Origin of the sequence: Ruegeria sp. (assembly GCF_040830605.1) — a bacterium.
Lineage (GTDB): Bacteria > Pseudomonadota > Alphaproteobacteria > Rhodobacterales > Rhodobacteraceae > Ruegeria.
Window position 1 is genome coordinate 59,059 of sequence record NZ_JBFOMD010000004.1, and the last position, 25,357, is coordinate 84,415.

23 protein-coding genes are annotated in these 25,357 nt (G+C 62.2%); 13 read left to right on the forward strand and 10 right to left on the reverse strand.

Annotation, left to right across the window (positions count from 1 at the left end):
* The first annotated feature begins 19 nt into the window (after nt 1-19).
* Complete coding sequence (locus tag AB3N21_RS07025; protein ID WP_367934556.1) at nt 20-754, forward strand: hypothetical protein; 735 nt, start codon at nt 20-22, stop codon at nt 752-754.
* Between the two features lie 49 nt (nt 755-803).
* Nucleotides 804-2,030: a threonine ammonia-lyase IlvA gene (gene ilvA / locus AB3N21_RS07030; RefSeq protein WP_367934557.1), complete on the forward strand. Its 1,227-nt coding sequence runs from the start codon at nt 804-806 to the stop codon at nt 2,028-2,030.
* A gap of 3 nt (nt 2,031-2,033) precedes the next feature.
* On the opposite strand, the gene AB3N21_RS07035 is transcribed toward ilvA, so the two are convergent.
* A complete protein-coding gene (locus AB3N21_RS07035; RefSeq protein ID WP_367934558.1) occupies nt 2,034-2,360 on the reverse strand; it encodes an Hpt domain-containing protein in 327 nt (108 codons plus the stop codon).
* A 169-nt stretch (nt 2,361-2,529) separates the two neighbouring features.
* Between AB3N21_RS07035 and AB3N21_RS07040 the strand changes: the two genes are divergently transcribed.
* A complete protein-coding gene (locus tag AB3N21_RS07040; RefSeq protein ID WP_367934559.1) occupies nt 2,530-3,801 on the forward strand; it encodes a PP2C family protein-serine/threonine phosphatase in 1,272 nt (423 codons plus the stop codon).
* A 9-nt stretch (nt 3,802-3,810) separates the two neighbouring features.
* On the opposite strand, the gene AB3N21_RS07045 is transcribed toward AB3N21_RS07040, so the two are convergent.
* A complete protein-coding gene (locus AB3N21_RS07045) occupies nt 3,811-4,257 on the reverse strand; it encodes an NUDIX domain-containing protein (protein WP_367934560.1) in 447 nt (148 codons plus the stop codon).
* A 76-nt stretch (nt 4,258-4,333) separates the two neighbouring features.
* Between AB3N21_RS07045 and AB3N21_RS07050 the strand changes: the two genes are divergently transcribed.
* From AB3N21_RS07050 to AB3N21_RS07085, 8 genes are all read left to right on the forward strand, one after another.
* Nucleotides 4,334-5,320 (forward strand): Hsp33 family molecular chaperone HslO, encoded by a 987-nt coding sequence (locus tag AB3N21_RS07050; protein ID WP_367934561.1) that lies wholly within the window; start codon nt 4,334-4,336, stop codon nt 5,318-5,320.
* Nucleotides 5,313-5,909: a CoA pyrophosphatase gene (locus AB3N21_RS07055; protein ID WP_367934562.1), complete on the forward strand. Its 597-nt coding sequence runs from the start codon at nt 5,313-5,315 to the stop codon at nt 5,907-5,909. The genes AB3N21_RS07050 and AB3N21_RS07055 overlap by 8 nt, the downstream gene beginning before the upstream one ends.
* Nucleotides 5,906-7,066 (forward strand): CCA tRNA nucleotidyltransferase, encoded by a 1,161-nt coding sequence (locus AB3N21_RS07060; RefSeq protein WP_367934563.1) that lies wholly within the window; start codon nt 5,906-5,908, stop codon nt 7,064-7,066. Before AB3N21_RS07055 ends, AB3N21_RS07060 begins: the two co-directional genes overlap by 4 nt.
* A gap of 198 nt (nt 7,067-7,264) precedes the next feature.
* A complete protein-coding gene (locus tag AB3N21_RS07065) occupies nt 7,265-9,103 on the forward strand; it encodes an ABC transporter ATP-binding protein (protein ID WP_367934564.1) in 1,839 nt (612 codons plus the stop codon).
* On the forward strand, nt 9,100-10,932 hold the full coding sequence (locus AB3N21_RS07070) for an ABC transporter ATP-binding protein (protein ID WP_367934565.1): 1,833 nt from the start codon (nt 9,100-9,102) through the stop codon (nt 10,930-10,932). The genes AB3N21_RS07065 and AB3N21_RS07070 overlap by 4 nt, the downstream gene beginning before the upstream one ends.
* Nucleotides 10,933-10,972: 40 nt before the next feature.
* Complete coding sequence (locus AB3N21_RS07075; protein WP_367934566.1) at nt 10,973-12,205, forward strand: class I SAM-dependent RNA methyltransferase; 1,233 nt, start codon at nt 10,973-10,975, stop codon at nt 12,203-12,205.
* 18 nt (nt 12,206-12,223) lie between these two features.
* Nucleotides 12,224-13,000, forward strand: coding sequence for an ion transporter (locus AB3N21_RS07080; protein WP_367934567.1), 777 nt, complete (start codon nt 12,224-12,226; stop codon nt 12,998-13,000).
* A gap of 60 nt (nt 13,001-13,060) precedes the next feature.
* The gene (locus AB3N21_RS07085; protein WP_367934568.1) at nt 13,061-13,579 is read left to right on the forward strand and encodes a murein L,D-transpeptidase family protein; all 519 of its coding nucleotides are present in this window, start codon (nt 13,061-13,063) and stop codon (nt 13,577-13,579) included.
* Nucleotides 13,580-13,588: 9 nt separating this feature from the next.
* On the opposite strand, the gene AB3N21_RS07090 is transcribed toward AB3N21_RS07085, so the two are convergent.
* From AB3N21_RS07090 to cysQ, 7 genes are all read right to left on the reverse strand, one after another.
* Nucleotides 13,589-15,022: a sulfotransferase family 2 domain-containing protein gene (locus AB3N21_RS07090; RefSeq protein WP_367934569.1), complete on the reverse strand. Its 1,434-nt coding sequence runs from the start codon at nt 15,020-15,022 to the stop codon at nt 13,589-13,591.
* A 6-nt stretch (nt 15,023-15,028) separates the two neighbouring features.
* The gene (locus AB3N21_RS07095; RefSeq protein ID WP_367934570.1) at nt 15,029-16,729 is read right to left on the reverse strand and encodes a beta-1,6-N-acetylglucosaminyltransferase; all 1,701 of its coding nucleotides are present in this window, start codon (nt 16,727-16,729) and stop codon (nt 15,029-15,031) included.
* Nucleotides 16,726-17,712: a glycosyltransferase family 2 protein gene (locus AB3N21_RS07100; RefSeq protein WP_367934571.1), complete on the reverse strand. Its 987-nt coding sequence runs from the start codon at nt 17,710-17,712 to the stop codon at nt 16,726-16,728. The genes AB3N21_RS07095 and AB3N21_RS07100 overlap by 4 nt, the downstream gene beginning before the upstream one ends.
* A gap of 202 nt (nt 17,713-17,914) precedes the next feature.
* Complete coding sequence (locus AB3N21_RS07105) at nt 17,915-18,955, reverse strand: glycosyltransferase family 2 protein (RefSeq protein WP_367934572.1); 1,041 nt, start codon at nt 18,953-18,955, stop codon at nt 17,915-17,917.
* Between the two features lie 10 nt (nt 18,956-18,965).
* Nucleotides 18,966-19,949 (reverse strand): UDP-glucose 4-epimerase GalE, encoded by a 984-nt coding sequence (gene galE / locus AB3N21_RS07110; RefSeq protein ID WP_367934573.1) that lies wholly within the window; start codon nt 19,947-19,949, stop codon nt 18,966-18,968.
* 77 nt (nt 19,950-20,026) lie between these two features.
* Entirely contained in the window at nt 20,027-20,827 is an 801-nt protein-coding gene (locus AB3N21_RS07115; protein ID WP_367934574.1) for a 3-deoxy-manno-octulosonate cytidylyltransferase, read from the reverse strand.
* Nucleotides 20,827-21,624: a 3'(2'),5'-bisphosphate nucleotidase CysQ gene (gene cysQ, locus AB3N21_RS07120; protein ID WP_367934575.1), complete on the reverse strand. Its 798-nt coding sequence runs from the start codon at nt 21,622-21,624 to the stop codon at nt 20,827-20,829. Before cysQ ends, AB3N21_RS07115 begins: the two co-directional genes overlap by 1 nt.
* Before the next feature lie 169 nt (nt 21,625-21,793).
* Between cysQ and AB3N21_RS07125 the strand changes: the two genes are divergently transcribed.
* Nucleotides 21,794-22,567, forward strand: coding sequence for an ABC transporter permease (locus AB3N21_RS07125; protein ID WP_367934576.1), 774 nt, complete (start codon nt 21,794-21,796; stop codon nt 22,565-22,567).
* Between the two features lie 6 nt (nt 22,568-22,573).
* On the opposite strand, the gene AB3N21_RS07130 is transcribed toward AB3N21_RS07125, so the two are convergent.
* On the reverse strand, nt 22,574-23,176 hold the full coding sequence (locus AB3N21_RS07130; protein ID WP_367934577.1) for an alpha-ketoglutarate-dependent dioxygenase AlkB: 603 nt from the start codon (nt 23,174-23,176) through the stop codon (nt 22,574-22,576).
* Between the two features lie 214 nt (nt 23,177-23,390).
* Here AB3N21_RS07130 and dnaK point away from each other — a divergent pair, with 214 nt between their 5' ends.
* Nucleotides 23,391-25,298 carry a molecular chaperone DnaK gene (dnaK, locus tag AB3N21_RS07135; protein WP_367934578.1) on the forward strand — a complete coding sequence of 636 codons (1,908 nt, stop codon included), beginning with the start codon at nt 23,391-23,393 and terminating at the stop codon, nt 25,296-25,298.
* Nucleotides 25,299-25,357 lie beyond the last annotated feature (59 nt).

The window sequence follows — 25,357 nt, forward strand, 5'->3', positions numbered from 1 at the left end:
TTTCGTGCATTCCGTGAGGATGGTTCTGAGGAACCTCAAACAGGCACTGCAGATATCGGTGGTTCCGGCGCTGATCGGCGGTGTGCTGGTTTTTGGCCTGTTCTATCTCTTCGACATTCCTTTCGAAGATTTTGACAGTGGAACAACCGGGTTCCCCGCGGGCGTAACGTCCGGTTCGCTGGCCATGTTCCTTGTATGTGTGCTGGCTGTTGCGATGATCGTCGTCTTCTGGATCGTGGTGTCCTGGCACCGTTTCGTGTTGCTGGAAGAATATCCCTCGGGCGTGCTGCCGCCGTTCAGGTTTGATCGCATTCTCGCCTATTTCGGGCGCGTTCTTCTTCTGGGTATTCTGGCCATCATCGTCATGTTGCCTGCGTCGCTCATCTCTGGCGGAGTAATGCAGGCGTCCGTTGTCATCGGATTTGTGTTTTGGATCGTGATGGTGGCGTTTCTGTGGATCGGGTTTTATCGCCTGTCGCCGATGCTTCCCGGTGCGGCAATCGGAAAGCCTGTGACGCTGCCCGAGGCCTGGCAGGCGACCGCTGGCGTCAATGGTCAAATCCTGTTGCTTGTGATCCTGTCCCTGATGTTTCAGTTCCTGATGCAGTTTCTGGCCGGTTTGCTGATGTTCATCCCGATTGTAGGGTTGATCGTCGTCATTCTGCTGGTGATGCTGATCCTGCCGCTGATCAATGTCAGCATTCTGACCACGATGTACGGCGTCTTCATCGAGAAACGCGATCTGGCGCGGTAGACATATGTATTCCTTGCCACTTGGGCCGTGATACGTCACTGACACCGGCATGAGCGATTTCGAGACCCGCGCCCGCGCCGCCGAAGAGGCGATGCGCACCGTTTTTCCCGTGACGCCGTTGCAGCGCAACGCGCATCTGTCCGCGCGGTATGGCGCCGATATCTGGCTCAAGCGCGAGGATCTGAGCCCCGTGCGCTCCTACAAGATCCGGGGCGCGTTCAATGCCATGCGCAAGCAGCCGGAGCAGGATCTGTTCGTCTGCGCCAGCGCGGGCAATCACGCGCAGGGTGTGGCGTTCATGTGCAAGCACCTGGGCGTCAGGGGCGTGATCTTCATGCCGGTGACCACGCCGCAGCAGAAGATCCAGAAGACCCGGATGTTCGGTGGCGAGCAGGTCGAGATTCACCTGACCGGCGACTATTTCGACGACACGCTGGCGGCGGCGCAAAGCTGGTGCGCCGCGCAAGGCGGTCATTTCCTGTCGCCGTTTGACGATGCCGATGTGATCGAAGGACAGGCCTCGCTGGCCGTCGAGATTGAGGCGCAATTGGGCCGGGTGCCGGATCATGTGGTGTTGCCAGTGGGCGGCGGGGGCATGTCCGCGGGCGTGGCGCAGTGGTTCGGGGATCGAACCCATTGTCTGTTCGTGGAACCGGCGGGCGGAGCCTGTCTGCGCGCGGCGCTGGCGGCGGGGCATCCGGTGGCGCTGGACCATGTGGACACCTTTGTCGATGGCGCGGCGGTGGGACGGATCGGGGACAAGCCGTTCGAGCTGCTCAAGACCCGGCATCTGTCGGATGTGCTGACGCTCTCCGAGGACCGGATCTGCGCCACCATGATCGAGATGCTGAATGTCGAGGGCATAGTGCTGGAGCCCGCCGGCGCGCTGGCCGTCGAGGCGGTGGCGGATGTGCAAAGCTTCATCCGGGGCAAGACGGTGGTGTGTGTCACCTCGGGCGGCAATTTCGATTTCGAACGCCTGCCCGAGGTCAAGGAGCGCGCGCAGCGCTATTCCGGGGTCAAGAAATACCTGATCCTGCGGCTGCCGCAGCGGCCCGGCGCGCTAAAGGAATTCTTGGGGATTCTGGGGCCTGACGACGATATTGCCCGGTTCGAGTACATGAAGAAATCGGCCCGGAATTTCGGCTCGGTGCTGATTGGGATCGAAACCAGCAAGCCCGAGAACTTCGTGCGCCTCTTTGCGCATCTGGACGATGCCGGGTTCACCTATACCGACATCACCGAGGATGAGACGCTGGCACAGTTCGTGATCTGAACCTCAGATGTGCTGCGTAAGCCTGGCCTGAAACTCGGACCGGGAGGCGTGGAAGCTGCCGATGATTTGGTCCAGATCGACGGTCTCCGCCTGACCGGCGGCGGAGGCGCGCTCGCCGTCCTGGCACAGTTTCGAGAACTCCTGAAACCCCAGGCTCAGCGCGCTGCCCTTGAGGAAATGCAGGTTGCGTTCCAGATCCGCGCGGCCGGTGTCGGCGCGCACACGTGCGATCACCTCATCGACCTCTTCCAGAAAGATCTCGACCACCTCGCCGAAATCCTCGGCTCCGACCTCGTCATGCAATTGTGTGACCCTTGGCCAGTCGATCATGAAGCACCTCACACACTCCGCCCGCTCACTCTTTGGTAGGGGTTTGGAGGTAAACGCAGGGTTAAGCGGCGTGGAAAGTTGGTTTGAGTTTTAGATTTCACAGGATGTTAAGGGCAGGCGCCTAGCGTCGTCCGCGCTCAGTTATGAGCGGACAACAGGGAAGTACAAGGTGTTGCAGGGTAACAGCGTGGAGGCCGAGCCGGAGCAGGGATTTGGCGCCATCCGAAAGGCGCTGGTCGTGGACGACAGCCGCCTGCAACGCCGGATTCTGGTGGGCTCGCTACGGAAATGGGGATTCGAGGTGATCGAGGCCGACAGCGGGCAGGCCGCGATGGAGATCTGCGCCGAAAACCCGCCCGACCTGGTGCTGAGCGACTGGGTGATGCCGGGGATGAGCGGGCTGGAATTCTGCAAGGCGTTCCGTGCCGGTGAGACGAATCACTATGCCTATTTCATCCTGCTGACCTCCAAGAGCGAAAAGAACGAGGTCGCACAGGGGCTGGACGCGGGGGCGGACGATTTCCTGATCAAGCCGGTCAGCGCCGATGAGCTGCGCGCGCGTATCTCGGCGGGCGCGCGCATTCTGGGCATGCAGCGCGAGCTGTCGGACAAGAACCGGCTGATCGAGCAGGCGCTGGATGAGTTGAAGTTGGCGCATGATGCCATCGACAAGGACCTGATGCAGGCGCGCAAGATCCAGGATTCCCTGGTGCCGGAACTCACGCGCGACTTCGGCGCGTCCCGGGTCAGCCTGCTGCTGAAACCCTGCGGGCATATCGGCGGCGATCTGGTGGGCATGTTCTCACCCGGCGTGAACCGGCTGGGGTTCTACAGCATCGACGTCTCGGGCCATGGCATCACCTCGGCGATGATGACCGCGCGGCTGGGGGGGTACCTGTCCAGCACCTATTTCGATCAGAACGTCGCCATGGAAAAACGGTTCAACCGTTTCTACGCCCTGCTGCCGCCCGAGGAGGTGGCGGCGACCCTCAATTCCCGCCTGATCGCCGATACCGGGATCGAGGAATATTTCACTATGGTCTACGCCATCGTCGATCTGCGCAACGGCCATTTGAAGATGGTGCAGGCGGGGCATCCGCACCCGCTGGTTCTGCGCCGTGACGGGCGGGCCGAGTTTCTGGGGGAAGGCGGGGTGCCCATCGGTCTGCTGCCGGATATCCCCTATCAGCGGGTCGATACCTATCTGGAGCCGGGCGACCGGTTGCTGCTCTATTCCGATGGATTTACCGAATGCCGTCTGGCCAATGGCGAGATGCTGGAACCCGAGGGGCTGCTGGATCTGGTGCGCGGCTGTGATGCGGGCCGTGGCGGGCAGGAGTTTCTGGACGATCTGTTCTGGCGCCTGACCCAGATCATGTCGCCGGAACACGGGCTTGAGGATGACGTGTCAGCCACCTTCTTTGAATATAACGGGGCCTGAAGACCACGGTTAAAGACCCATGGCGTGCAGCCGGGTGAAATGCCGGTCGCCGGGATTGCCCAGGGCCTCGACCGCCACGGCGGCGTCCATCCACAGCGCCTCGTGAAACGATTCGCTCGGCGGACCCAGAGGCCGGACCGGGTGGGCGCGGTAGATCAGGCAGATCTTTTCGGCCCAGAGGTCGTATTCCGGCATATAGGCAAAGCGGCGGAACGTCCCAACACGTCGGGGATTTGCAATCAGCCAGCCGGTTTCCTCGAACACTTCGCGGTGCAAAGCGGTGATCGGCGATTCGCCCGGGTCGATGCCACCGCCGGGCAATTGCAGCTCGGGGTTCAGCCCGTCATCGTACCAGGTCAGCAGCAGCGAGCCCCCGCGCGGCAGCAGAACATAGGCCCCGGGACGCCGCGTGTAAGCCCGGCCCGGTTGGGGGCTTTCACCGAAACGCCTGATCATGTATGGCCCCTTTCAACCCGAACTCTTCGACTTATATGGTGGCGGTATGCCAACCCGTGGCGTGTAAGGAAACCCCATGTCTCTTGGAACGAAAATCGCGTGGGACGATACCGTCCTGCCCTTTCAGCTTGACGCAACCGACATGCGTGGCCGGGTGGCCCGTCTGGACGGTGTGCTGGACGGCATCCTGAAACAGCACGACTATCCGGCGCAGGTTGAGGCGCTGGTGGCCGAAATGGCGCTGTTGACGGCGCTGATCGGTCAGACCATCTCCTTGCGCTGGAAATTGTCGCTGCAGGTGCAGTCCAAGGGCGCGGTGCGGATGATCGCCACCGATTACTACGCGCCGCGGGAAGAGGGGCAGCCTGCCCAGATCCGCGCCTATGCGAGCTTTGACCACGAGCGTCTGACCGACGGTGCGCCGTTCGATCAGGTGGGCGAAGGGTATTTCGCGATCCTGATCGATCAGGGCAAGGACACCCAGCCGTATCAGGGCATCACGCCGCTGGACGGAGGTTCGCTGCGCGCCTGTGCCGAGGCCTATTTCGCCCAGTCCGAGCAGTTGCCGACCCGGTTCGCCCTGAGCTTTGGTAAGTCCACCGAGCCGGGCGTGGACGAGCATTGGCGCGCGGGCGGGATCATGTTGCAGCACATGCCCAAGGCGTCACCGTTCGTTGCTTCGGGCGACGGCGGCGGAGAGATCCTCAGCGCCGCCGATCTGGTCGATGGCGAAGAGGGCGAGAACTGGAACCGCGTCAACATCCTTCTGGATACGGTCGAGGATCTGGAACTGATCGGCCCGTCGGTGCAGCCCACCGACCTGCTGGTGCGCCTGTTTCACGAGGAACAGCCCCGTGTCTATGACGCGCAGAGTGTGCAGTTCGGCTGCACCTGTTCCGAGGACCGCGTGCGGCAGAGCCTGTCGATCTATTCGGCGGGTGACATCGAGAAGATGACCACGCCCGAAGGCACCGTGACTGCCGATTGCCAGTTCTGCGGCGCCCATTACGTGCTGGACCCCAAGTCGGTCGGTTTCGACGCCGAGCAGACGGGCGGTGCGTGATCCGATAGCAGATCTGACGGCGGCACTGGGCCGTCCGGGGAACGGGTCGAGCGATTTCGACCTCAACCCGGACACGGTGCTGCCCGAGGGGCGCAAGCTGCGCCCCGCCGGGGTGCTGGTGCCGATCTCTCTGACCGGTGACGCGCCGCGATTGATCCTGACCAAGCGGTCGTCGGCTTTGAAGCATCATCCGGGCCAGATCGCCTTTCCCGGCGGCAAGCAGGATCAGGGCGATGCGGATGTGACCGCCACCGCCCTGCGCGAGGCGCAGGAGGAAATCGGCCTGCCACCGAACCTGCCGCGTATCCTCGGCCATCTGCCCGCGCATGAAACGGTGACCTCGTTTACCGTCACGCCGGTCGTTGCCATTCTGGACCAAGCTTTTGATCCGGTGCCCGAACCGGGCGAGGTCGAAGAGGTGTTCTCGGTCCCGCTGAGCCATGTGTTGAATCCCGACAACTACATTGTAGAGTCGCGGCGTTGGCGAGGGCAGCGGCGGTACTATTTCACCGTGCCGTTCGGGCCCTATTACATATGGGGAGCCACCGCGCGAATGCTGCGGGGGCTGGCGGCACGGATGGCGGGATGAGGCGAATTATCGACGGATGGGTGACCCATCCCGCAACGCAACAGATCTGCGCGGCGCTGACGGCGGATGGGGCACAGGCCCTGTTCGTGGGCGGTTGCGTGCGCAACGCGCTGCTGGGGGCCAGTGTCGCCGATATCGACATCACCACCGACGCCCGACCCGAACGGGTGATGCAACTGGCCGAGGCGGCGGGCATCAAGGCGGTGCCCACGGGCATCGAGCATGGCACCGTCACGCTGGTGCAGGACGGCATCCCGCATGAGGTCACCACCTTTCGCCGCGATGTGGAAACAGATGGCCGCCGTGCCGTCGTGGCCTTTGCCGACACCATCGAAGAGGATGCGGCGCGGCGCGACTTCACCATGAACGCACTTTACGCCCGCCCAGACGGCACGGTGCTGGACCCGCTGAACGGGTTGCCGGATCTTGAGGCGCGCCGGGTCCGGTTCATCGGCGAAGCGCAGGACCGTATTCGTGAGGATTACCTGCGTTCGCTGCGCTATTTCCGGTTTCATGCGTGGTATGGCGACGAAGAGGCTGGGTTCGACGCCGACGCTTTGGCCGCCATTGCCGAAAATCTCGACGGGCTGTCCACGCTCTCGCGAGAGCGTGTGGGGGCCGAGCTGCTGAAACTCCTCGGCGCGCCGGACCCGGCGCCGTCAGTGGCGGCGATGCGTTCGACCGGGGTGCTGGCGCAATTGCTGCCGGGGGCCGATGACCGGGCGCTGGCGCCGCTGATCGCGATCGAGGCGGAGGCCGGGGCAGAGATCGACCCGATCCGCCGTCTGGCTGCGATCACCGATCCCGAGGCCGCCGCCACCCTGCGTCTGAGCCGGGCCCAGATGCAGCGGCTGACGCGCATGCGCGAGGATGCGACCGGGTCCTCTGGCGCCGCCGAACTCGGCTATCGGCATGGGGTCGAGGATGGGTTGGATGGCCTGCTTCTTCGCGGCGCATTCTTTGAACAGCCATGGCAGCCGGACCTGTCTGAACAGCTTACGCATGGGGCCGAGGTGGAATTCCCCATCGCGGCCCAGGACCTGATCCCCGACTACACCGGTCCGGCGCTGGGCGCGAAACTGGCCGAGTTAGAGACGAAATGGATCGCGTCGGACTTTACCCTGACGCGCGACGAATTGCTAAAATCAGGCGCCTGAAACAGGGCTGAAAATTTCCGGGGTGACAAATCCCTCCGTTTTTGGCTACCTTGCGCACGCAACATGTACGGAGGGATGCGAATGTACTACGGGATCTGGTTCAGCTGAGGCTGGGATCATCGACCCGTTCTGGGGTGGTGTCCCTGCGCCGCCTTCTTCGCATTTCCAAAAACGACCCGCTCAATTGGAGCAACCGTCATGTTTCGTTACTTCGAAAATCTTGTAGACCCCTTTGTCACCTATCCTGAGGTCGACGCCCCGCCGACACGGCTTTGGCCGTTCATGCTGGAGTATTCCCGGCCCTTCATGCGCGTCTTTTTCTGGGCTGCGCTGATTTCGGTGATCGTGGCGGCGGTTGAGATCGGGCTGATCTACTACATGGGCCGGGTGGTTGACCTGCTGGGCGGTACTCCGTCCGAGGTCTGGTCCAATCACGGGACCGAGCTGATCCTGCTGGCGGTCTTTGTCCTGCTGCTGCGGCCCATGCTGCATATCGTGGACGTGCTGCTGCTGAACAACGCGATTCTGCCGAACTTTGGCACGCTGATCCGGTGGCGCGCGCATAAGCATGTGCTGCGGCAGTCGGTGGGCTGGTTCGAGAATGATTTTGCCGGGCGCATCGCCAACCGGATCATGCAGACACCCCCTGCCGCCGGTGAAGTGATCTTTCAGGTCTTCGATGCGATTTCCTTCTCGCTGGCCTATCTGATCGGCGCAGCGGTGCTGCTGATGGCGGCGGATATCCGGCTGCTGGTGCCGCTGCTGATCTGGTTTGCGCTTTATGCCGTTCTGGTGCGCTGGACGATCCAGCGGGTGGGCCCGGCGTCGCAGGCGGCCTCCGATGCCCGCTCGACCGTGACGGGGCGGGTGGTGGACAGCTACACCAACATCCACTCAGTCAAGATGTTCGCACATAACGATCATGAGCTGGCCTATGCCAAGGAAGCCATCGAGGCAACGCGGCGCACATTCCAGGTCGAGATGCGGATCTTCACCATCATGGATGCCGCCCTGGTCACGCTGAACGGCGTGCTGATCGTGGGGGTGGTCGGCTGGGCCATCGCGCTGTGGATGCAGGGGCAGGCCTCGGTCGGTGCGGTGGCGGCGGCGACGGCGCTGACGCTGCGACTGAACGCCATGACCGGCTGGATCATGTGGGCACTGACCACCTTTTTCCGCCAGCTCGGCGTGGTGGCCGAGGGGATGGAGACCATTGCCCAGCCCATTGATCTGGTGGACGGAAAAACCGCGAAACCGCTGCGCCTGACCGAGGGCCGGATCGAGCTGCGCGAGCTGTCGCACCATTACGGGCGCGAGGCGGGCGGTCTGGACCGCATCAGCCTGACCATCAAGCCGGGCGAAAAGATCGGTCTGATCGGGCGCTCGGGTGCCGGTAAATCGACCCTGGTCAAGCTGCTTTTGCGGTTCTACGACGCCGAACGCGGCGCGATCCTGATCGACGGGCAGGACATCCGCGCGGTGACGCAGGATTCCTTGCGCAGCCATATCGGCATGGTCCAGCAGGACAGTGCGCTGCTGCACCGCTCGGTCCGCGACAACATCCTCTATGGCCGTCCCGACGCCACCGAGGCGCAGATGATCGCCGCCGCCAAACAGGCCGAGGCGCATGAGTTCATTCTGGATTTGGCCGACCCCGAAGGCCGCACCGGCTATGACGCCCATGTGGGCGAGCGCGGTGTGAAACTCTCGGGCGGTCAGCGGCAGCGGGTGACGCTGGCGCGGGTGATCCTGAAGGACGCGCCGATCCTGCTCTTGGATGAGGCGACATCTGCCCTAGATTCCGAGGTCGAGGCCGCCATTCAGGACACGCTTTACGGCATGATGCAGGGCAAGACAGTGATCGCGATCGCGCACCGGCTCAGCACCATTGCCCAGATGGACCGTATTCTGGTCATGGATCAGGGCCGCATCGTCGAGCAGGGGGCGCATGCCGAATTGCTGGCCCATGGCGGGCTTTACGCCCAGTTCTGGGCGCGGCAGTCCGGCGGCTTCCTGAACCCGGAGGCTGCTGAATGAAACTTGCCGACCTGATCGACCCGTTCCGGGCCCAGGACACGCCCCCACCGCAAACGCTGGGGGCGTTCATCCGCTGGTGCCTGTCCGGCGCGTGGCCGATGCTGTTCGTGGCGGCGGCGTTTTCGGGGCTGGCGGGCGCGATGGAGGCGGGAACGGCCTGGATTCTAGGTCAGGTGATCGACATGGCCACGGCCAGCGGACCCGAGGCGTTTTTCTCGGTGCAGAACCTCGCGATGATTGCCGGGGCGGTGGCGTTCTTCGTGGTGCTGCGGCCCATCCTGTTCGGCCTGTCCTCGGTGTCGAACAACTACATCGTCATGCCCAACATTCCGCCGCTGGTTCTGGCCAAGCTGAACCGCTGGACGCTAGGCCAGTCGGTGACCTATTTCGACGACGATTTCGCGGGTCGGATCGCGCAGAAGCAGATGCAGACCTCGAACGCGCTGACCTCGGTGGTGTCGGAAACCATCAGCGCTATCGTCTTTGCGCTGGCCTCGCTGGTGGGGTCCTTGGCCTTGTTAGGGTCGATTCATCCGCTGGCGATGCTGCCCTTTGCGCTGTGGCTGGTGGGCTATTTCGCGCTGATCCGCTGGTATCTGCCACGCATCCGCGAACGCTCGGCGGCGCGGGCCGGGGCGCGGGCGATGGTGTCGGGGCAAGTGGTGGACACGATCACCAATATCAAGACGGTCAAGCTGTTTGCGCACGCCGCGCATGAGGACAGCGCCGCCCGGGATGCCATGGTGGAGCTGCGTGAGCGCTCGCTGGAGTTCGGCTGGCTGTCGGCCAGTTTCCGGGTGATCCTGCTGACGCTGGCCGGGGTTCTGCCGGTGCTGCTGATGGGCGCAACGCTGCTGCTGTGGCAGGCGGGCAGCGCGACCGCCGGCGATATCGTGGCGGCGGGGGCTGTGTCGATCCGCATCTCGCAGATGACCGGCTGGGTCAGTTTCACGCTGATGGGGCTTTATGCCAATGTCGGTGAGGTCGAGAACGGGATGAAAACGCTGGCCGTGCGCAACCGGCTTGAGGATTCGGACAGCGCGGGTGAGTTAAAGGTCACCGGCGGCGAGATCGTGTTCGATGATGTGGGCTTTGCCTATGGTCGCGATATAGGCGGCGTGCAGGGGATTTCACTGACGGTGAGACCGGGTGAAAAACTGGGCATCGTGGGCGCCTCGGGGGCGGGGAAATCGACGCTCGTGTCGCTGCTCCTGCGGCTCTATGACGGAGAGAATGGCGCAATCCGGATCGACGGGCAGGACATTTCGGGCGTGACGCAGGACAGCTTGCGCCGCCGGATCGGCATGGTCACGCAGGAAACCGCGATGTTCAACCGCTCGGCGCGCGAGAATATCCTCTATGGCCGGGCCGATGCCTCGGAGGAGGAAATGCTTGCTGCGGCTGAGAAGGCCGAGGCGCATGAGTTCATCCTTGGACTTGAGGACGCGCATGGCCGTCAGGGCTATGACGCGCATCTGGGCGAGCGCGGGGTCAAGCTGTCGGGCGGGCAACGGCAGCGGATCGCGCTGGCCCGCGCCATCCTCAAGGATGCACCGATCCTGGTGCTGGACGAGGCGACCTCGGCGCTGGATTCCGAGGTTGAGGCCTCGATTCAGGCCGCGCTGCATCGGGTGATGGAGGGCAAGACCGTGCTGGCGATTGCGCATCGGCTGTCCACGCTCAGCGAGATGGACCGGATCGTGGTGCTGGATCAGGGCCGGATCGCCGAAAGCGGCACGCATGAGGTGCTGCTGGCGCAGGGCGGGCTTTATGCACAGTTCTGGCACCGGCAGTCCGGTGGGTTCATTCAGACCGAGGCGGCCGAATAAGGGGTTTTGCCAGCGCCAAAGCCCGGCTATCAGGCCTGCCATGAGCCAGAGTTTCACCATAGCCCGGCTGGGCCATCAGGGCGACGGCATCGCCGATGGCCCGGTCTACGCCCCCCGCACCCTGCCCGCCGAGGTGGTGAGCGGCACGCTGGATGGCAGCCAGTTGACCGATATCCGGATCGAGATGCCCTCGGACCAACGGGTGAAACCGCCCTGCCGTCACTACAAATCCTGCGGCGGCTGCCAGTTGCAGCATGCCTCGGACGATTTCGTGGCGGATTGGAAGGTGGGGATCGTCCGCAATGCGCTGGCGGCGCAGGGGTTGGAGGCGCCGATGCGTCCGATCCACACCTCGCCCGAACGTTCGCGCCGTCGGGCGACCATCGCTGTGCGGCGGACCAAGAAGGGCACGCTGGCTGGTTTTCATGGCCGCGCGTCGGATGTGATTACCGAGATTCCAGACTGTCACCTGCTGGACCCGGCCCTGATCGCCGCGATCCCGGTGGCCGAGGCGCTGGCCCTGCTGGGCGGCAGCCGCAAGGGTGTGCTGGCCGTCACCCTGACCCTGTCCGAGGCCGGATTGGACGTGTCGGTGAAGGGTGGCAAGCCACTGGACGGCCCGCTGGAACTGGCGCTGGCACGGGCGACCGAAAAACACCGGCTGGCGCGGCTAGCGTGGGAGGATGAGGTGATCGCCATGCGCGAGCCGCCCGTTCAACGCTTTGGCGCAGCAGAAGTGGTACCGCCGCCGGGGGCGTTTTTGCAGGCCACGAAGGACGGAGAACAGGCTCTGTTGCGGGCGGTTCAGGAGGTTGTGGGCGGCGCAAGGCGGGTCGCGGACCTGTTTGCAGGCTGCGGCACCTTCTCTCTGCCCCTGGCGCAGGGGGCCGAGGTGCACGCGGTCGAGGGCGAGGCCGCGATGACCGAGGCACTGGATCGGGGCTGGCGTAAAACGCGGGGCCTGAAGCAACTCACCATCGAGGCGCGCGACCTGTTCCGCCGTCCGCTGATGCCGGACGAGCTGGCGAAATTCGACGCCGTGGTGCTGGACCCGCCCCGCGCCGGGGCCGAGGCGCAGGTGGCGGAACTGGCGCAGGCGCAGCGCCCGACCGTTGCCTATGTCTCATGCAACCCGGTCACGTTTGCCCGCGACGCCAAGGCCCTGACCGAGGCCGGGTATCAGTTGAACTGGGTGCAGGTGGTCGATCAGTTCCGCTGGTCGGCGCATGTGGAGCTTGCGGCCTCATTCACCATGAACCATACCAAACCCTAGGCAGGCAGGAGCAGACAAATGAGTTTCACGCAGCGTCTGAACGCGTTCATCGAGCGCCCGGGATTTGGCCGGTTCATCACCGGCGTCATCATTTTCAACGCGGTGCTTCTGGGGCTGGAAACCGCCCCCAGCGTGATGGAACGGCATGGGCACATGATCGAGCTGCTCGACACCGCCTGCCTGACCATCTTCATTATCGAGATCGCGATGAAACTGGTGGCGCAGCGGCAGCGGTTTTTCCTGAGCGGCTGGAACCTGTTCGACTTCACCATCGTCGGCATCGCTCTGGTGCCAGGCGCGCAAGGCCTGTCGGTCCTGCGGGCGCTCAGGATCTTGCGGGTGCTGCGGGTCATTTCGGTCGCACCGCGCCTGCGCCGGGTGGTCGAAGGGTTCATCGAGGCGCTGCCGGGCATGGCCAGCGTGTTCCTGTTGATGGCGATCATCTTCTATATCGGCGCGGTGATCGCCACCAAGCTGTTCTCGGCCTCGTTCCCCGACTGGTTCGGCGATCTGGGCCTGTCGGCCTATACGCTGTTCCAGATCATGACGCTGGAAAGCTGGTCGATGGGGATCGTGCGCCCGGTGATGGATGTCTACCCCTACGCCTGGGTTTTCTTCGTGCCGTTCATCATGATCACGACATTCGCGGTGGTGAACCTGCTGGTGGGTCTGATCGTGAATTCGATGCAGGATGCGCACCATGCCGAGGACGAGGTCAGGACCGATGCCTATCGGGATGAGGTCCTGGAACGGCTGGAATTGATCGAAAGACGGCTTTCGGACATGAAAAAGTGATTTTGGAATTACGATTTTCTGGCATAATGAAAAATAATAGAAAAAGAGGCAGTGAAGAGTATGGACCGTCGAGCATTCGGCATCGGAGCGCTGGCAACGCTGAGTGTTTCCGCATGCGGTACAAGTGATCCAAGAATTCTGAGGTATAGGGGCCCCGAGGTGACCTCGGTTGTCGTCAACAAGAGTGCGCGCAAGATGTACCTGTTGCACCACAACCAGATCCTCAAGGAATACAAGGTGGACCTGGGCTTTGCGCCGGATGGCACCAAGACCAAATATGGCGATGGCAGAACGCCCGAGGGCACCTACCTGATCGATCGCCGCAACCCCAACAGCCGGTACCATCTGTCGGTGGGGATTTCCTATCCCAACGCGCAGGACATCGCGGCGGCAAGGGCGGCCGGGGTCGATCCCGGCGGCGATATCTTTATCCATGGCGAGCCGAACCGGCGCAAGGAACGCAAGCGGGCCAAGAAGACGCCGGACTGGACCGCGGGCTGCATCGCCGTCAAGAACAGCGAGATCGAAGAGATCTACTCGATGGTGAAGGAAGGTACCGTTATTACCCTCCGACCCTGATCGCGGCAATCAGAGCGGCCGCCACGGGCCGAAGCCGAACATCAGAAAGTCGCGCTGGTAAATGTCGTGGGCCAGTTCTTCGAGACCTGCATCATGGATATCGCTCAGCGCAAAGGGGCTGTCGCTGGGGCTCAGGTTCAGCGGGTGGGGGTCGGGATGACCCAGTTTGAGGGCGAGGTCGGGCAGCGCATCGGCTGCTTCGTCTTCACGGAACACCAGATCGGGCAATGCGAAATCGGCAAAGCCAGACAGAAGCTGCGCCTGCGTTGACCAACTGCTGTCCACCCGGATCGGCGTCTGACCGGCAAGGTTCAGACGCAGAAACTCCAGAAAAGCGGTGAACGCCTCGCGGTGCCGGGACAAGGAGTATCGTTTGTCCGGCGCCTCGGGCGGTATGTTCACCTTGAACTGGCGGCGCAGCGTGTTGCGGATTTTAAGAAGCGATCCAGGCCCGGTGTTCAGGATGCGGTGGCAAAACGTGGTATGCGCACGGGCCAGCGGGTGCCGCAGCACGGTGAAACGGCGATGTCCGGGATGTTTGCGCATCCACTGGCGCGTCTGTTTCTGGTTCATGCCCGTTGTCAGCGCGTCGATGGAAACACCGTCGAGATCGGCCAGCCATTGCGTAATCGCGTCCTCGAGTCCGCCCCGGATCGGCAGGTACATCAGCGGCGTGGTCGCTCCGGCCACATAGCTGGGCACCGCTGGCCCGCGGCGCGGTTCGAAATTCGGGGTGCGCGTCAGGTTGAACGGATCGAGCGCGCTGAGCGCCCGGCTCATATCCTCGACATTGGCGACCTTGGCGGATGTCGGGCTTGGATTTTGCCGTTTCAGGCTCTGATCCAGCGATTTCAACTGCGCGTCGCTGCCCAGCCATTTTGCCAGCCCGTTCATGATGTCGACGCTCTGAAGGTCTTCGTAAGACACATAAAACGCGGTCTGTCCGCTGCGCTGCAATGCGTTCAGCAGAAAGATCTGAAAGCGCTGCAACGTATCGACATGGCTCAGAAACTCATCGCCGTCGAACTGGGCCTTGGCCTCTTTCCTGCGCTTCACGTTGGTCAGTTTCCACTGGCCGGTCTGCTGGGCGATTTTCCAGGACACGTAGCTGTCCAGAGGGTTGCGCGTCAGAATGATCTTGGCACAACGCGGATCGGCCAAAGCAATCTCAAGCACCCGGGGGTCGTGGTCGTGAAAGAACCGAAAACCGCCCAGTTCATCCGGAATGCTGCGGATCGCGTCGAGCAGGCGGGCCGGGTCAGCATCCCGCTGATCCTTGGTGAGGCCCAGAACCTCATCCCGGTTGGGATACCCGATGAAATGCGGATTGAACGCCTCACCAAAGCAGGAGAGGCCGTCCACCGCATTCAGGTTGGATTCCAGAAAATTGGACCCTGTCCGCATCTCGGCAAAGATGATGAAATAGTCGAATTTGGCCGTCATACGGTCTTATCGCACAAGATAAGGTTTGCGGGCAGGTTTGGACTGCGCTGGCGGCTGTTTTTCAACCGGAAAATCACCCATGAGGTAAGGGTGCATACCCTGGTTCTTGAGATTTTGCAGGAATTGCCCGAATCCGGTCAGATCGACCATGGTCGGCGCCTCGGACAAATGCCGTGCGCTGGCCGGGCCGATCTCGTCAATCAGGGCCTGAATGGGTTCCATCGGGGATTCGACGAACTCGGCCATCGACCAGATCTGTAGCCTGGCCTTGGTTTTTTCGGTCCGCAAGAAATCAATCTGCTTGCTTTCGATTCTTTGCAGATGCGCGGCCTCTTTGCGCAGGTCGCCAAAGCTCCGGTTCGAACGGAACAGCGGAACGGCCCAGGCGCCGGTGATGATCGAGATGCGGGCATTGGAATCCCGAGCCAGCATATCGTTGATCTTTTGGTTGTCGGCAGGGCCGAACTGGAAACACTGCCGCTCGCCCCTTGTGTTCCAGATCAGATTGGTGAGGAAGGCCGCCGGGTCATAGTCGCGCAATCCGGCGCTGTCGGTCAGCACACCGTTGATCATCGTGTCGCCACCCGCGAAGGCGACCCGGTCGGGGCCGAAAAGATGGCCATGCACCCGGGCGCCGGTTGTCTTGTTCAGCCAGCGTTCAAAGTCTTCGAACAGGTCGGAAAACCCCTGAAAAACCGAGTAAGGCTGCGCCGTCAGGCCGTTTTCGTGCCCCTTGCGCGGGAACCGGCTCTGCATGCACAGACCGGGCCGGCCGCGTGTCCGGCGTTCGACCGCCTTGCCGAAAACGCGGTCGATCTTGCCGGGATTGGGCTCGGCCCGTTTCATCGCGTGCGCCTCGTCGGTCATGAAGGCCTGATACAGCCGGTCGGCGCGCGGCCAGATCTTGCGTGCAACAAAACAGTCGGACCGGCGCAGCAATTGCAGGTGATCGTCGTAGAAAACATGGGGTTTGCCCTGATAGTCGAACTTGGACAGGGTCAGGGACCGGCTTTCGATATTCGCGGAATAGAGCCTTGCGAGGGTCTGATAATAGCTTTCGTCGGGGATCCACACCCGCCGGAAATAGCGGTCATAGGTCTTGCGCCGCGGGTCCTGCAGGATCGCCGACAAGGTCTGTCGGGTCAGACACCACCACTGGCTGCCCATATGCGGGACCAGCCCCTCGGGGATACGGCGCCGGACGCGCAGGCGTCGCTGCAGGCGGACATAAGCATCAAACAGCTTTCGCTGCCGTTTCCACGAAAACGGAAACCGCAAGGTAAAGCGTTCGTGGTCCAGCCCACCAACGGTCCAGGGTACGTCAGCCGTCGCCGCGCTTTCGATGAAGTCGGTGTGAGGGCGGGCATCGAGATAATCGATCAACTCACGCACAGGTCTGAGCGGCAGGCACGAGCCGGAGGCGAGATAGACGTGACGCACATCCGGGTAGTTTTCGAGCAACTGTTCCGAGGCGGATTGCGATGCCGCCACGATCCCCCAGCCGCCCCATTCGCAGCGATGGCGCCCCGAAAAGGTGATCAGCGGATCGCTGGCGCAGGAGCGGACAAATGCGTCATTGATGATCTTGGGGACGTTCCTGTCCACGTGGATGACCACCGGACATCCCGAAGCGGTCCAGTGCCGCGCCACCTGTTCGGCCCGTTCGAGCGCCGTGTGAACCAGCATGACAACCCCGACCGCGCTCATGCCCAGTTCCCCTTGGACATCAGCCCCAATATCTCAAGCTGGCGCCAGTTGATGTATTTTTCGGACCATTTGCTCCAGAATACCGGCTGTTCACGCAGTTTCTGCGCATAAGCCTTGTACTCGGAGGACGCGGCATAGTGCTGATTGCGCGCCAGTTCCTCCTCGGCCTTGGCGCTGAACGTGTCGATGAGCTTGGTGTGCAGCAACACGCCGCTGGCCTTTTCGCCGCCGGTTTCGTCATAGACCTGGTTCAGCCCGCGCGGCAGCAATGCGTGGGTCGAGCTGACATAGGCATAACGCCGATCCCACCGGACCAACGGGATCTTGTTGAGCGCCGGCGCCTTTTTCGGGTTGTCCGAAAAGAACATCCGGCAGCGGGGGCCGCCTTGGATCCAGAGATTGCCGTAAGCGTGGTTCTTGCTGATCGTATAGTTGCCGGAATCGAACCAGTTGGCGATTTCCAGCGGGTTCTGCCCTTCGCGATACGGGGTCTCGTCGATCCGGCCCTTGGGGTAGACGTCGACCAGCATCGAGCTGAAGCTGCGCACGCCGATATTGTCCAGCCAATCGGTCAGGGCCTGAATGGGTCTGGAGTCGCAAAACGGGTAAACCAGGAACTCATCGGGGTCGATGGTCAGCGTCCAGTGACCATGCGCGTATGTCCGCAGCAGGTAATTCGTCCAATCGACGCCGTATGTGGCCCGCTTGTAGCTTTTGTTCGAATACCAGACCGAGACGTCCGGGTGCGAGCCGAGAAAATCCAGGGTTCCGTCATCGCTGTCATTGTCGATGAACAGAAAATGGTCGATGCCCAGGTCGCGGTAGTAGCGGAGGAAGTAGGGCAGCCGGATCTTTTCATTGCGCACCGTGCTGACAAGCAGGACGTCGTTGGGCTTGATAGCGGCAGTGTTGTTGCGGACGGAAACCAGATCCTTGGACCGGCGCAAACATCTTATGATGCGGCGCTTGCGCCGCAACCTCATACGATAAGAGTCCCACAGGCTCACGTGGCGATCCAACCTCAAATTACGCGAGCACGTCCGGGACCGAGGTCAAGTCAGAGTGGCGCCGGACGAGTAACGCTTTATGTCATTATTTCCTTATTGAAATCAATGAGTATACAACGCGTTAACTGTAACATGATTCAGACACACACATTTTGATCACAACCTTCAACTCAGAACCCTACCAGCCTGCAGAACACATCAACCCCAGCCGCTCCAGGTCCTGCCAGTTTGAATAGCGCGTCGACGTCGGCACCCACAGATCGGGATCGGCTGATATACCGTCATAATAGGCGGCAAACTTGTCCGGATCGTGGAAATGCTGTGCCCGTTTCTTCTCGATTGCCGATTTTCCGACAACCTCGGGCAAAAACTTCGTGTGCAGCAAGACACCGGATGGCGCGTGCCCGCCGGGGCCGTCATATTCGTGGTTCAGGTGGCCGGGCAGGGCCGAGTGGCAGGAATTCACATAGGCATAACGGCGCGACCACCGAACCAGCGGGATCTTGTTCAGCGTGGGTGAGCGGTCAGGGTCGTCGGCGAAAAACATGCGTTCGCGCACGCCGCCCTGCACCCAGAGATTGCCCATCGGATGTTGCCGCCGAACGCGATAGGGGCCCTTGTCAAACCAGCAAATCGCCTGAGTAGGGTCTGTTTCTGGATCATAATCCACCGAACCCAACCGACCCTTGGGGTACAGATCCAGCATATGAGCGCCAAACGCGGCTTGCCTGCGGCTGTCCAGCCATGCAGTTAGCTTATGCAGGTCGCGGGTGTCATGATGGGCGTAGATCAGCAACTCATCCGCGTCGACCATCAGCGTCCAGTGGCCGTGGCCGTACCGCATCTGCAGCCACGTCATCCAGTCCAGTCCGAACCGGGCGTCGCGATAGCTGTGGCGGGTCTGCCAGAGCGACACGTCGGGCTGATCGCGCAGCATCTCGACCGAGCCGTCATCGCTGCCGTTGTCCACGATCAGGAAACGGTTGATGCCCAGGCGGCGGTAGTGGCTGAGATACCAGGGCAGGCGGGTCGCCTCGTTGCGCAGGGTGGTGACGGCCAGAATGTCACCCGGTTCGATCTGTGCCGTGCGATCCGCCAGCACGGTCAGCTGATGACGGCTGCGGAAGGACCGCCAAAGCAGGCGCCGCCGCTTCCACCGCAACCGATAGGCGTCGATCCAGCCGATTTGGTGCGCCTGTGCGGTCGAGGGGGCAATCATTCCGGCCTACCTACCTGTCGTAATTCCCGTTCTGATGCCAACGCCAGGCGTCGGCGACCATGATCTCGAGCGTCGAGCGTTTCGGGCTCCAGCCCAGTTCGCGCCCGGCGCGGGTCGAGCCCGAGACCAGCTTGGTGCAATCCCCGGCGCGGCGCGGACCGATATTATAGGGCACCTCGCGGTTGGTGACCGACTTGGAATGCTCGATCACCTGCATGACCGAGAAACCGGACCCGGTGCCGAGGTTGAAGACCTGACTGCCCTTGTCCTGCTCCAGCCAGTTCAGACCCAGAACATGGGCATCCACCAGATCGCAGACATGCACATAATCGCGGATGCAGGTGCCGTCGGGCGTGTCGTAATCGGTGCCGAACACGGTTAGCGCGTCCCGTTTGCCGTCGATGGCGTCCAGCATCAGCGGCACCAGATGGGTCTCGGGGCGGTGGAACTCGCCCACTTCGCCCTCGGGATCGGCGCCGGCCACGTTGAAATAGCGAAAGATCACGTGTTTCAGCCCATGCGCGGCCTCGAAATCGCGCAGGATATCCTCGATGGCGCGTTTCGAGGCGCCATAGGCGTTCAGCGGCTGTTGCGGCGTGGTCTCGTCCAGCACCACGTTGTCATGCTCGCCATAGGTGGCGCAGGTCGAGGAGAAGACGAAGTTCAGGCACCCAGCCGCCACCGCGGCCTCGATCAACGACAATGACCCGGTGACGTTGTTGGTCCAGTATTTGCCCGGTTCCGACATCGCCTCGCCCACCTGGCTGAGGGCGGCGAAATGCATGACGGCGGCGGGCCGGTATTTGGCGAACACCTCGTCCAGCCGGGCGCGGTCCAGCAGATCGCCCTGTTCGAACGGGCCGAACTTGACCGCGTCCTGCCAGCCGGTGATCAGGTTGTCATAGGTCACCGGCGTGTACCCGGCGGCGGCCAGCGCCTTGCAGGCATGCGATCCGATATAACCGGCGCCACCGGTCACGAGAATGTTCGTCATCAAACGCTCCGCGCTTTCATATGGATTTGCGCCCTGTCTACGCGTCCCGCGATCTGTGGGAAATGGGGAAATTCGTCTTAGTCGAGCCCCATCGCGGCCATCATCGTCTCGATCTTGGGCACGTCGTGGGGGTTGTTCAGTTCCCAGAACTGACGCCCCCTTGCCTCGACCTCGACACACAGGACCTTGCGGCCGTTTTCCATGAAGCGCAGCTGTTCCAGCCCCTCGAGCGTTTCCAGCGGCCCAGTGGGCCAGGCGGGATAGGCGGCCAGCGAGTCGGCGCGGGTGGCATAGACGCCCACATGGTGGAACACCGGGGTCGGGTCGGCATCGGCATAGGTGTCCGAGGTGTAGGGGATCACCTCTTTCGAGAAATAAAGCGCGCTGTTGTCGGCCGCGAACACGGCAGTGGTGCCGCCCACCCGCCCGTGTTTGCGGTCGTTCAGAAATCCGTTCAAGGCGGCGCCGTCGCAGCGCAGCACCGGCGTGGCCACGCCTGCGTCCGGTGCGGCGCGCAGACCGGTGATCAGATCTTCGACGAACCAATGCGGGGTCAGCGGTGCGTCGCCCTGCAGGTTCACCACGATCTCATATCCGCCGCCCAGCGCTTCATGCGCTTCGGCGCAGCGCTCGGTGCCGTTGGTGCAGGTATCCGAGGTCATCACCACCTCGGCGCCGAAGCCCTCGGCCACGTCGCGGATGCGGTCATCGTCGGTTGCCACCACCACCCGGTCCACGCCCGAAACGGCCATGGCGGCGCGCCAGGAGCGTTCGATCAGGGTCTGAGACTGGCCACTTGCGCCGGTCAGCGGTACCAGCGGCTTGCCGGGATAACGGGTCGAGGCATAGCGGGCGGGGATGGCGATCAGAACGGACATCAGGCCTCCTTGAGGTCAACGCCGGGGGCGTGGGCGATGAAGAACGGGTTGGCGTAGCCGTCCTTGCCATAGGTCAGCGGCTGGTGATTGTCGAAGCGGACGACATCGCCGCCTGCACCTGCCAGAACGGCGTGGCCCGCGGCGGTGTCCCACTCCATGGTGCGGCCCACGCGGGGGTAGAGGTCGGCCTCACCGGTTGCGACAAGGCAGAATTTCAGGGACGATCCGGCGCTCTTGCTGTCCCGCACCTGATACTTGCCGATATAGTCGTCGGTTGCCTGATCGCGGTGCGATTTCGACGCGACCACCAGCAGCGCGCCATTGTCGGGCTGCGAGACCGAGATCGGGGTCAGGTCGCCCGGCGTCTCTTGGTCGAGCGCACCGGATTCCTCGACCGAGCGGCCATTGGCCTGGGTATAGAACATGCGGCCCTTGGCCGGGGCATAGACCACCCCGCGCGTCGGCGTGCCGTTTTCCACCAGCGCGATATTGACGGTGAAATCGCCGCGGCGGTTGATGAATTCCTTGGTGCCGTCCAGCGGGTCGACGATCAGGAACGTGTCGCCGGATTGCGTGTGCGAGGCTGCCTGTTCCTCGGTGATCAGCAGAACATCTGGAAACGCCGCGCGCAGACCGGCCGAGATCAGCGCATCGGCGGCCTCGTCCGCCTCGGTCACCGGGCTGGCGTCGGATTTGGATTTTATCTCGAAATCGTCGGAATTGTAGATCTCCATGATCCGGTCACCGGCCTCAAGCGCCAGACGCCGGATAACGGGAATAAGCTCGTCATAGGTCAAAAAATTGCTCCGATCCTGTGCTTTGTTGATCTGTGCCTTTGGCGAACTTATGCTTTGCCGGAAACGGAACGGCAAGAATTCCGTGCCAGTTTTCGGGCCCTGATGCAGGATAGACCACGACGTGTTTCGCTATAGACAGCATAGATCATTGGCGAGCGGTGCCGTCACGATGGGAGAGCTTATCTTTCACTCCATCGTGCGCAGTGTGCGGTCACGGCACAACAACGCCTTTCTGGCTCTGGGCCAGAATGTGCTGCAGGCCCTGATCTTTGTCGGGATATTCTACCTTCTGTTCCTGATCATGGGACTGCGGAGCGCGGCGGTGCGCGGCGATTTCCTGCTCTACATCATGTCCGGCATCTTCTTGTTCATGTGCCACATCCGGTCTGTTGGCGCGGTTGCCGGTGCCGAGGGGCCCACCAGCCCGATGATGAAACACGCGCCGATGAACACAGTGATCGCGATCATCGCGGCCGCACTTGGGGCGCTGTACACCCAGGTTCTGACGATGCTGCTGATCCTGTTTTTCTATCACACGGCATTCACACCGATTGAGATTGCCGATCCGGTCGGCGCATTCAGCATGCTGCTGCTGGCGTGGTTCACCGGCTGTGCGGTCGGCATGGTCTTTCTGGCAATAAAACCCTGGGCACCCCATACGGTGGGGATCATGAGTACGCTTTACCAGCGCGCGAACATGATTGCGTCGGGCAAGATGTTTGTGGCGAATATGCTGTCGCCGACCTTGCTGGCCATGTTTGACTGGAATCCGTTGTTTCACGCCATCGACCAGTGCCGGGGCTTTGTGTTCCGCAACTATTTCCCGCGCAACAGCAGTTGGGAATATGCGCTGTGGGTGGGAATCATATTGCTGATGATCGGGCTGATGGGCGAGTTCTATACCCGCCGTCAGGTATCGAACAGCTGGTTTGCGCGGCGGTGAGCGGGCTCAGGTCACGACGCGCAATGTCAGGTTGATGCGGCCTCCCTTGGGTAGCAGCTTCGAGGATTTGAACCGGATCCGGTCCACACCGTGATAGATCAGCCGCGCGGGTCCCCCCATCACCAGCACATCGCCCGAATTGAGCCAGACCGATTCCGTCTTGCCGCCGCGCGTAGTGTTGCCGAGGCGGAACAGCGCGTCATCGCCCAGCGACACCGACAGGACAGGCCACGAGAAATCGGCCTCGTCCCGGTCCTGATGCATCCCCATGCGCGTGTCCTCGCCATAATAGTTGATCAGGCAGCAATCCGGCGCCCGCTCCAGCCCGGTGACATCCGACCAGATCGACAGGATTTCCTCCGGAATGCCCGGCCAGACCACGCCCCTGGGGTGCTGCGGCTCATAGCGATAGCCCTTGCGGTCCGACACCCAGCCGAACGCCCCGGCCGAGGTCATGCGCACCGACATGGTCTTGCCGCTGGCGGTGGTGGGCGAAAACAGGGGCGCGGCCTTCAGAATCGGGCGCAATGCCTCGATCAGCCCGGCCTGCGCCGCGCCGTCCAGATAGCCTTTGCGGATCTCGACACCCCGTACAACCAGCCGAGTCATCGTTTCATTTCCGATTCCTTGCCAAACCCTTGTCAAAAAGGTCGCAGATTCCCGAAAACCCGCAATTCACGATGCTTGCAGGCCCCCTTTCAGACCCCTATATACGCCGGGACGCGCGATGGTGTAGTGCTGTCGCGCACCACTGATCGGGGCCGGGATGCCGAAACGGGTTCAGGCTTCGGGACATCGCCTTGAAGAGAAAGGGATCGAACACATGGGAAAAGTAATCGGGATTGACCTCGGCACAACCAACTCGTGCGTGGCCATCATGGACGGCTCGCAGCCGAAGGTCATCGAAAACGCAGAAGGGGCGCGGACCACGCCCTCGATCGTCGCCTTCACCGAAGATGAGCGTCTGGTCGGTCAGCCTGCCAAGCGTCAGGCGGTCACCAACCCCGAAAACACCATTTTTGGCGTCAAGCGCCTGATCGGGCGCCGGGTTGACGACGCGGAAGTCGAAAAAGACAAGAAAATGGTGCCGTATGCCATCGTCAATGGCGGCAATGGCGACGCGTGGGTCGAGGCCCGCGGTGAAAAGTACTCCCCAAGCCAGATTTCGGCCTTCACACTGGGCAAGATGAAGGAAACCGCCGAGAGCTATCTGGGTGAGGAAGTCACGCAGGCCGTCATCACCGTTCCGGCCTATTTCAACGACGCTCAGCGTCAGGCCACCAAGGACGCAGGCAAGATTGCCGGTCTGGAAGTGCTGCGCATCATCAACGAGCCGACCGCTGCCGCGCTGGCCTATGGCCTGGACAAGGAAGACAGCCAGACCATCGCGGTCTATGACCTTGGCGGCGGTACCTTCGACGTGACCATTCTGGAAATCGACGACGGCCTGTTCGAGGTCAAGTCGACCAATGGCGACACCTTCCTGGGTGGTGAAGACTTTGACATGCGCATCGTCAACTACCTGGCGGATGAGTTCAAAAAGGAACACGGCGTCGATCTGTCCGGCGACAAGATGGCCCTGCAGCGTCTGAAAGAAGCCGCTGAAAAGGCCAAGATCGAGCTCAGCTCGACCTCGCAGACCGAAATCAACCAGCCGTTCATCTCGATGGGCGCCAACGGCCAGCCGCTGCACATGGTCATGAAACTGACCCGTGCCAAGCTGGAATCGCTGGTCGGCGACCTGATCAAGAAGTCGATGAAGCCGTGCCAGGCCGCGCTGAAAGACGCCGGCATTTCGGCCGGCGACGTGGACGAAGTTGTTCTGGTCGGTGGTATGACCCGGATGCCGAAAGTGATCGAAGAGGTCACCAAGTTCTTCGGTAAAGAGCCGCACAAGGGTGTGAACCCGGACGAAGTTGTTGCCATGGGCGCAGCCATTCAGGCCGGTGTCCTGCAGGGTGACGTCAAGGACGTGGTTCTGCTGGACGTGACGCCGCTGTCGCTGGGCATTGAAACGCTGGGTGGCGTGTTCACCCGCCTGATCGACCGCAACACCACGATCCCGACGAAAAAGTCTCAGGTCTTCTCGACCGCCGAAGACAACCAGAACGCCGTGACCATCCGCGTGTTCCAGGGTGAGCGGGAAATGGCGTCGGACAACAAGATCCTGGGTCAGTTCAACCTCGAAGACATCCCGCCCGCACCGCGCGGCATGCCGCAGATCGAGGTGACCTTCGATATCGACGCCAACGGCATTGTCTCGGTTTCGGCCAAAGACAAAGGCACCGGCAAAGAGCAGAAGATCACCATCCAGGCATCGGGTGGCCTCAGCGACGAGGACATCGAAAAGATGGTCAAGGACGCCGAGGAGAACGCCGAGGCCGACAAGCAGCGCAAAGAGCTGGTCGAAGCCAAGAACCAGGCCGAAAGCCTCATCCATTCGACCGAAAAGTCGATGGAAGAGCATTCCGACAAGGTCGACCCGACCACCATCGAAGCCATCGAACTGGCCATTGCCGCGCTCAAGGACGAGCTGGAATCCGAGAATGCGGACAAGATCAAGTCGGGTATCCAGAACGTGACCGAAGCGGCCATGAAGCTGGGCGAAGCCATCTACAAGGCGCAAGCCGAAGAAGGCGACGATGAGCCGGCGGCAGCGGATGCCGCTCCGGGCGAGGATGACATCGTCGACGCCGAGTTCGAAGACCTGGACGACGACAAGCGTAACTAACGGGTAACCGGGCCAATTCGGGCCGGTCCGGTTGCCGGGCCGGCCCGATTACGTTGAGG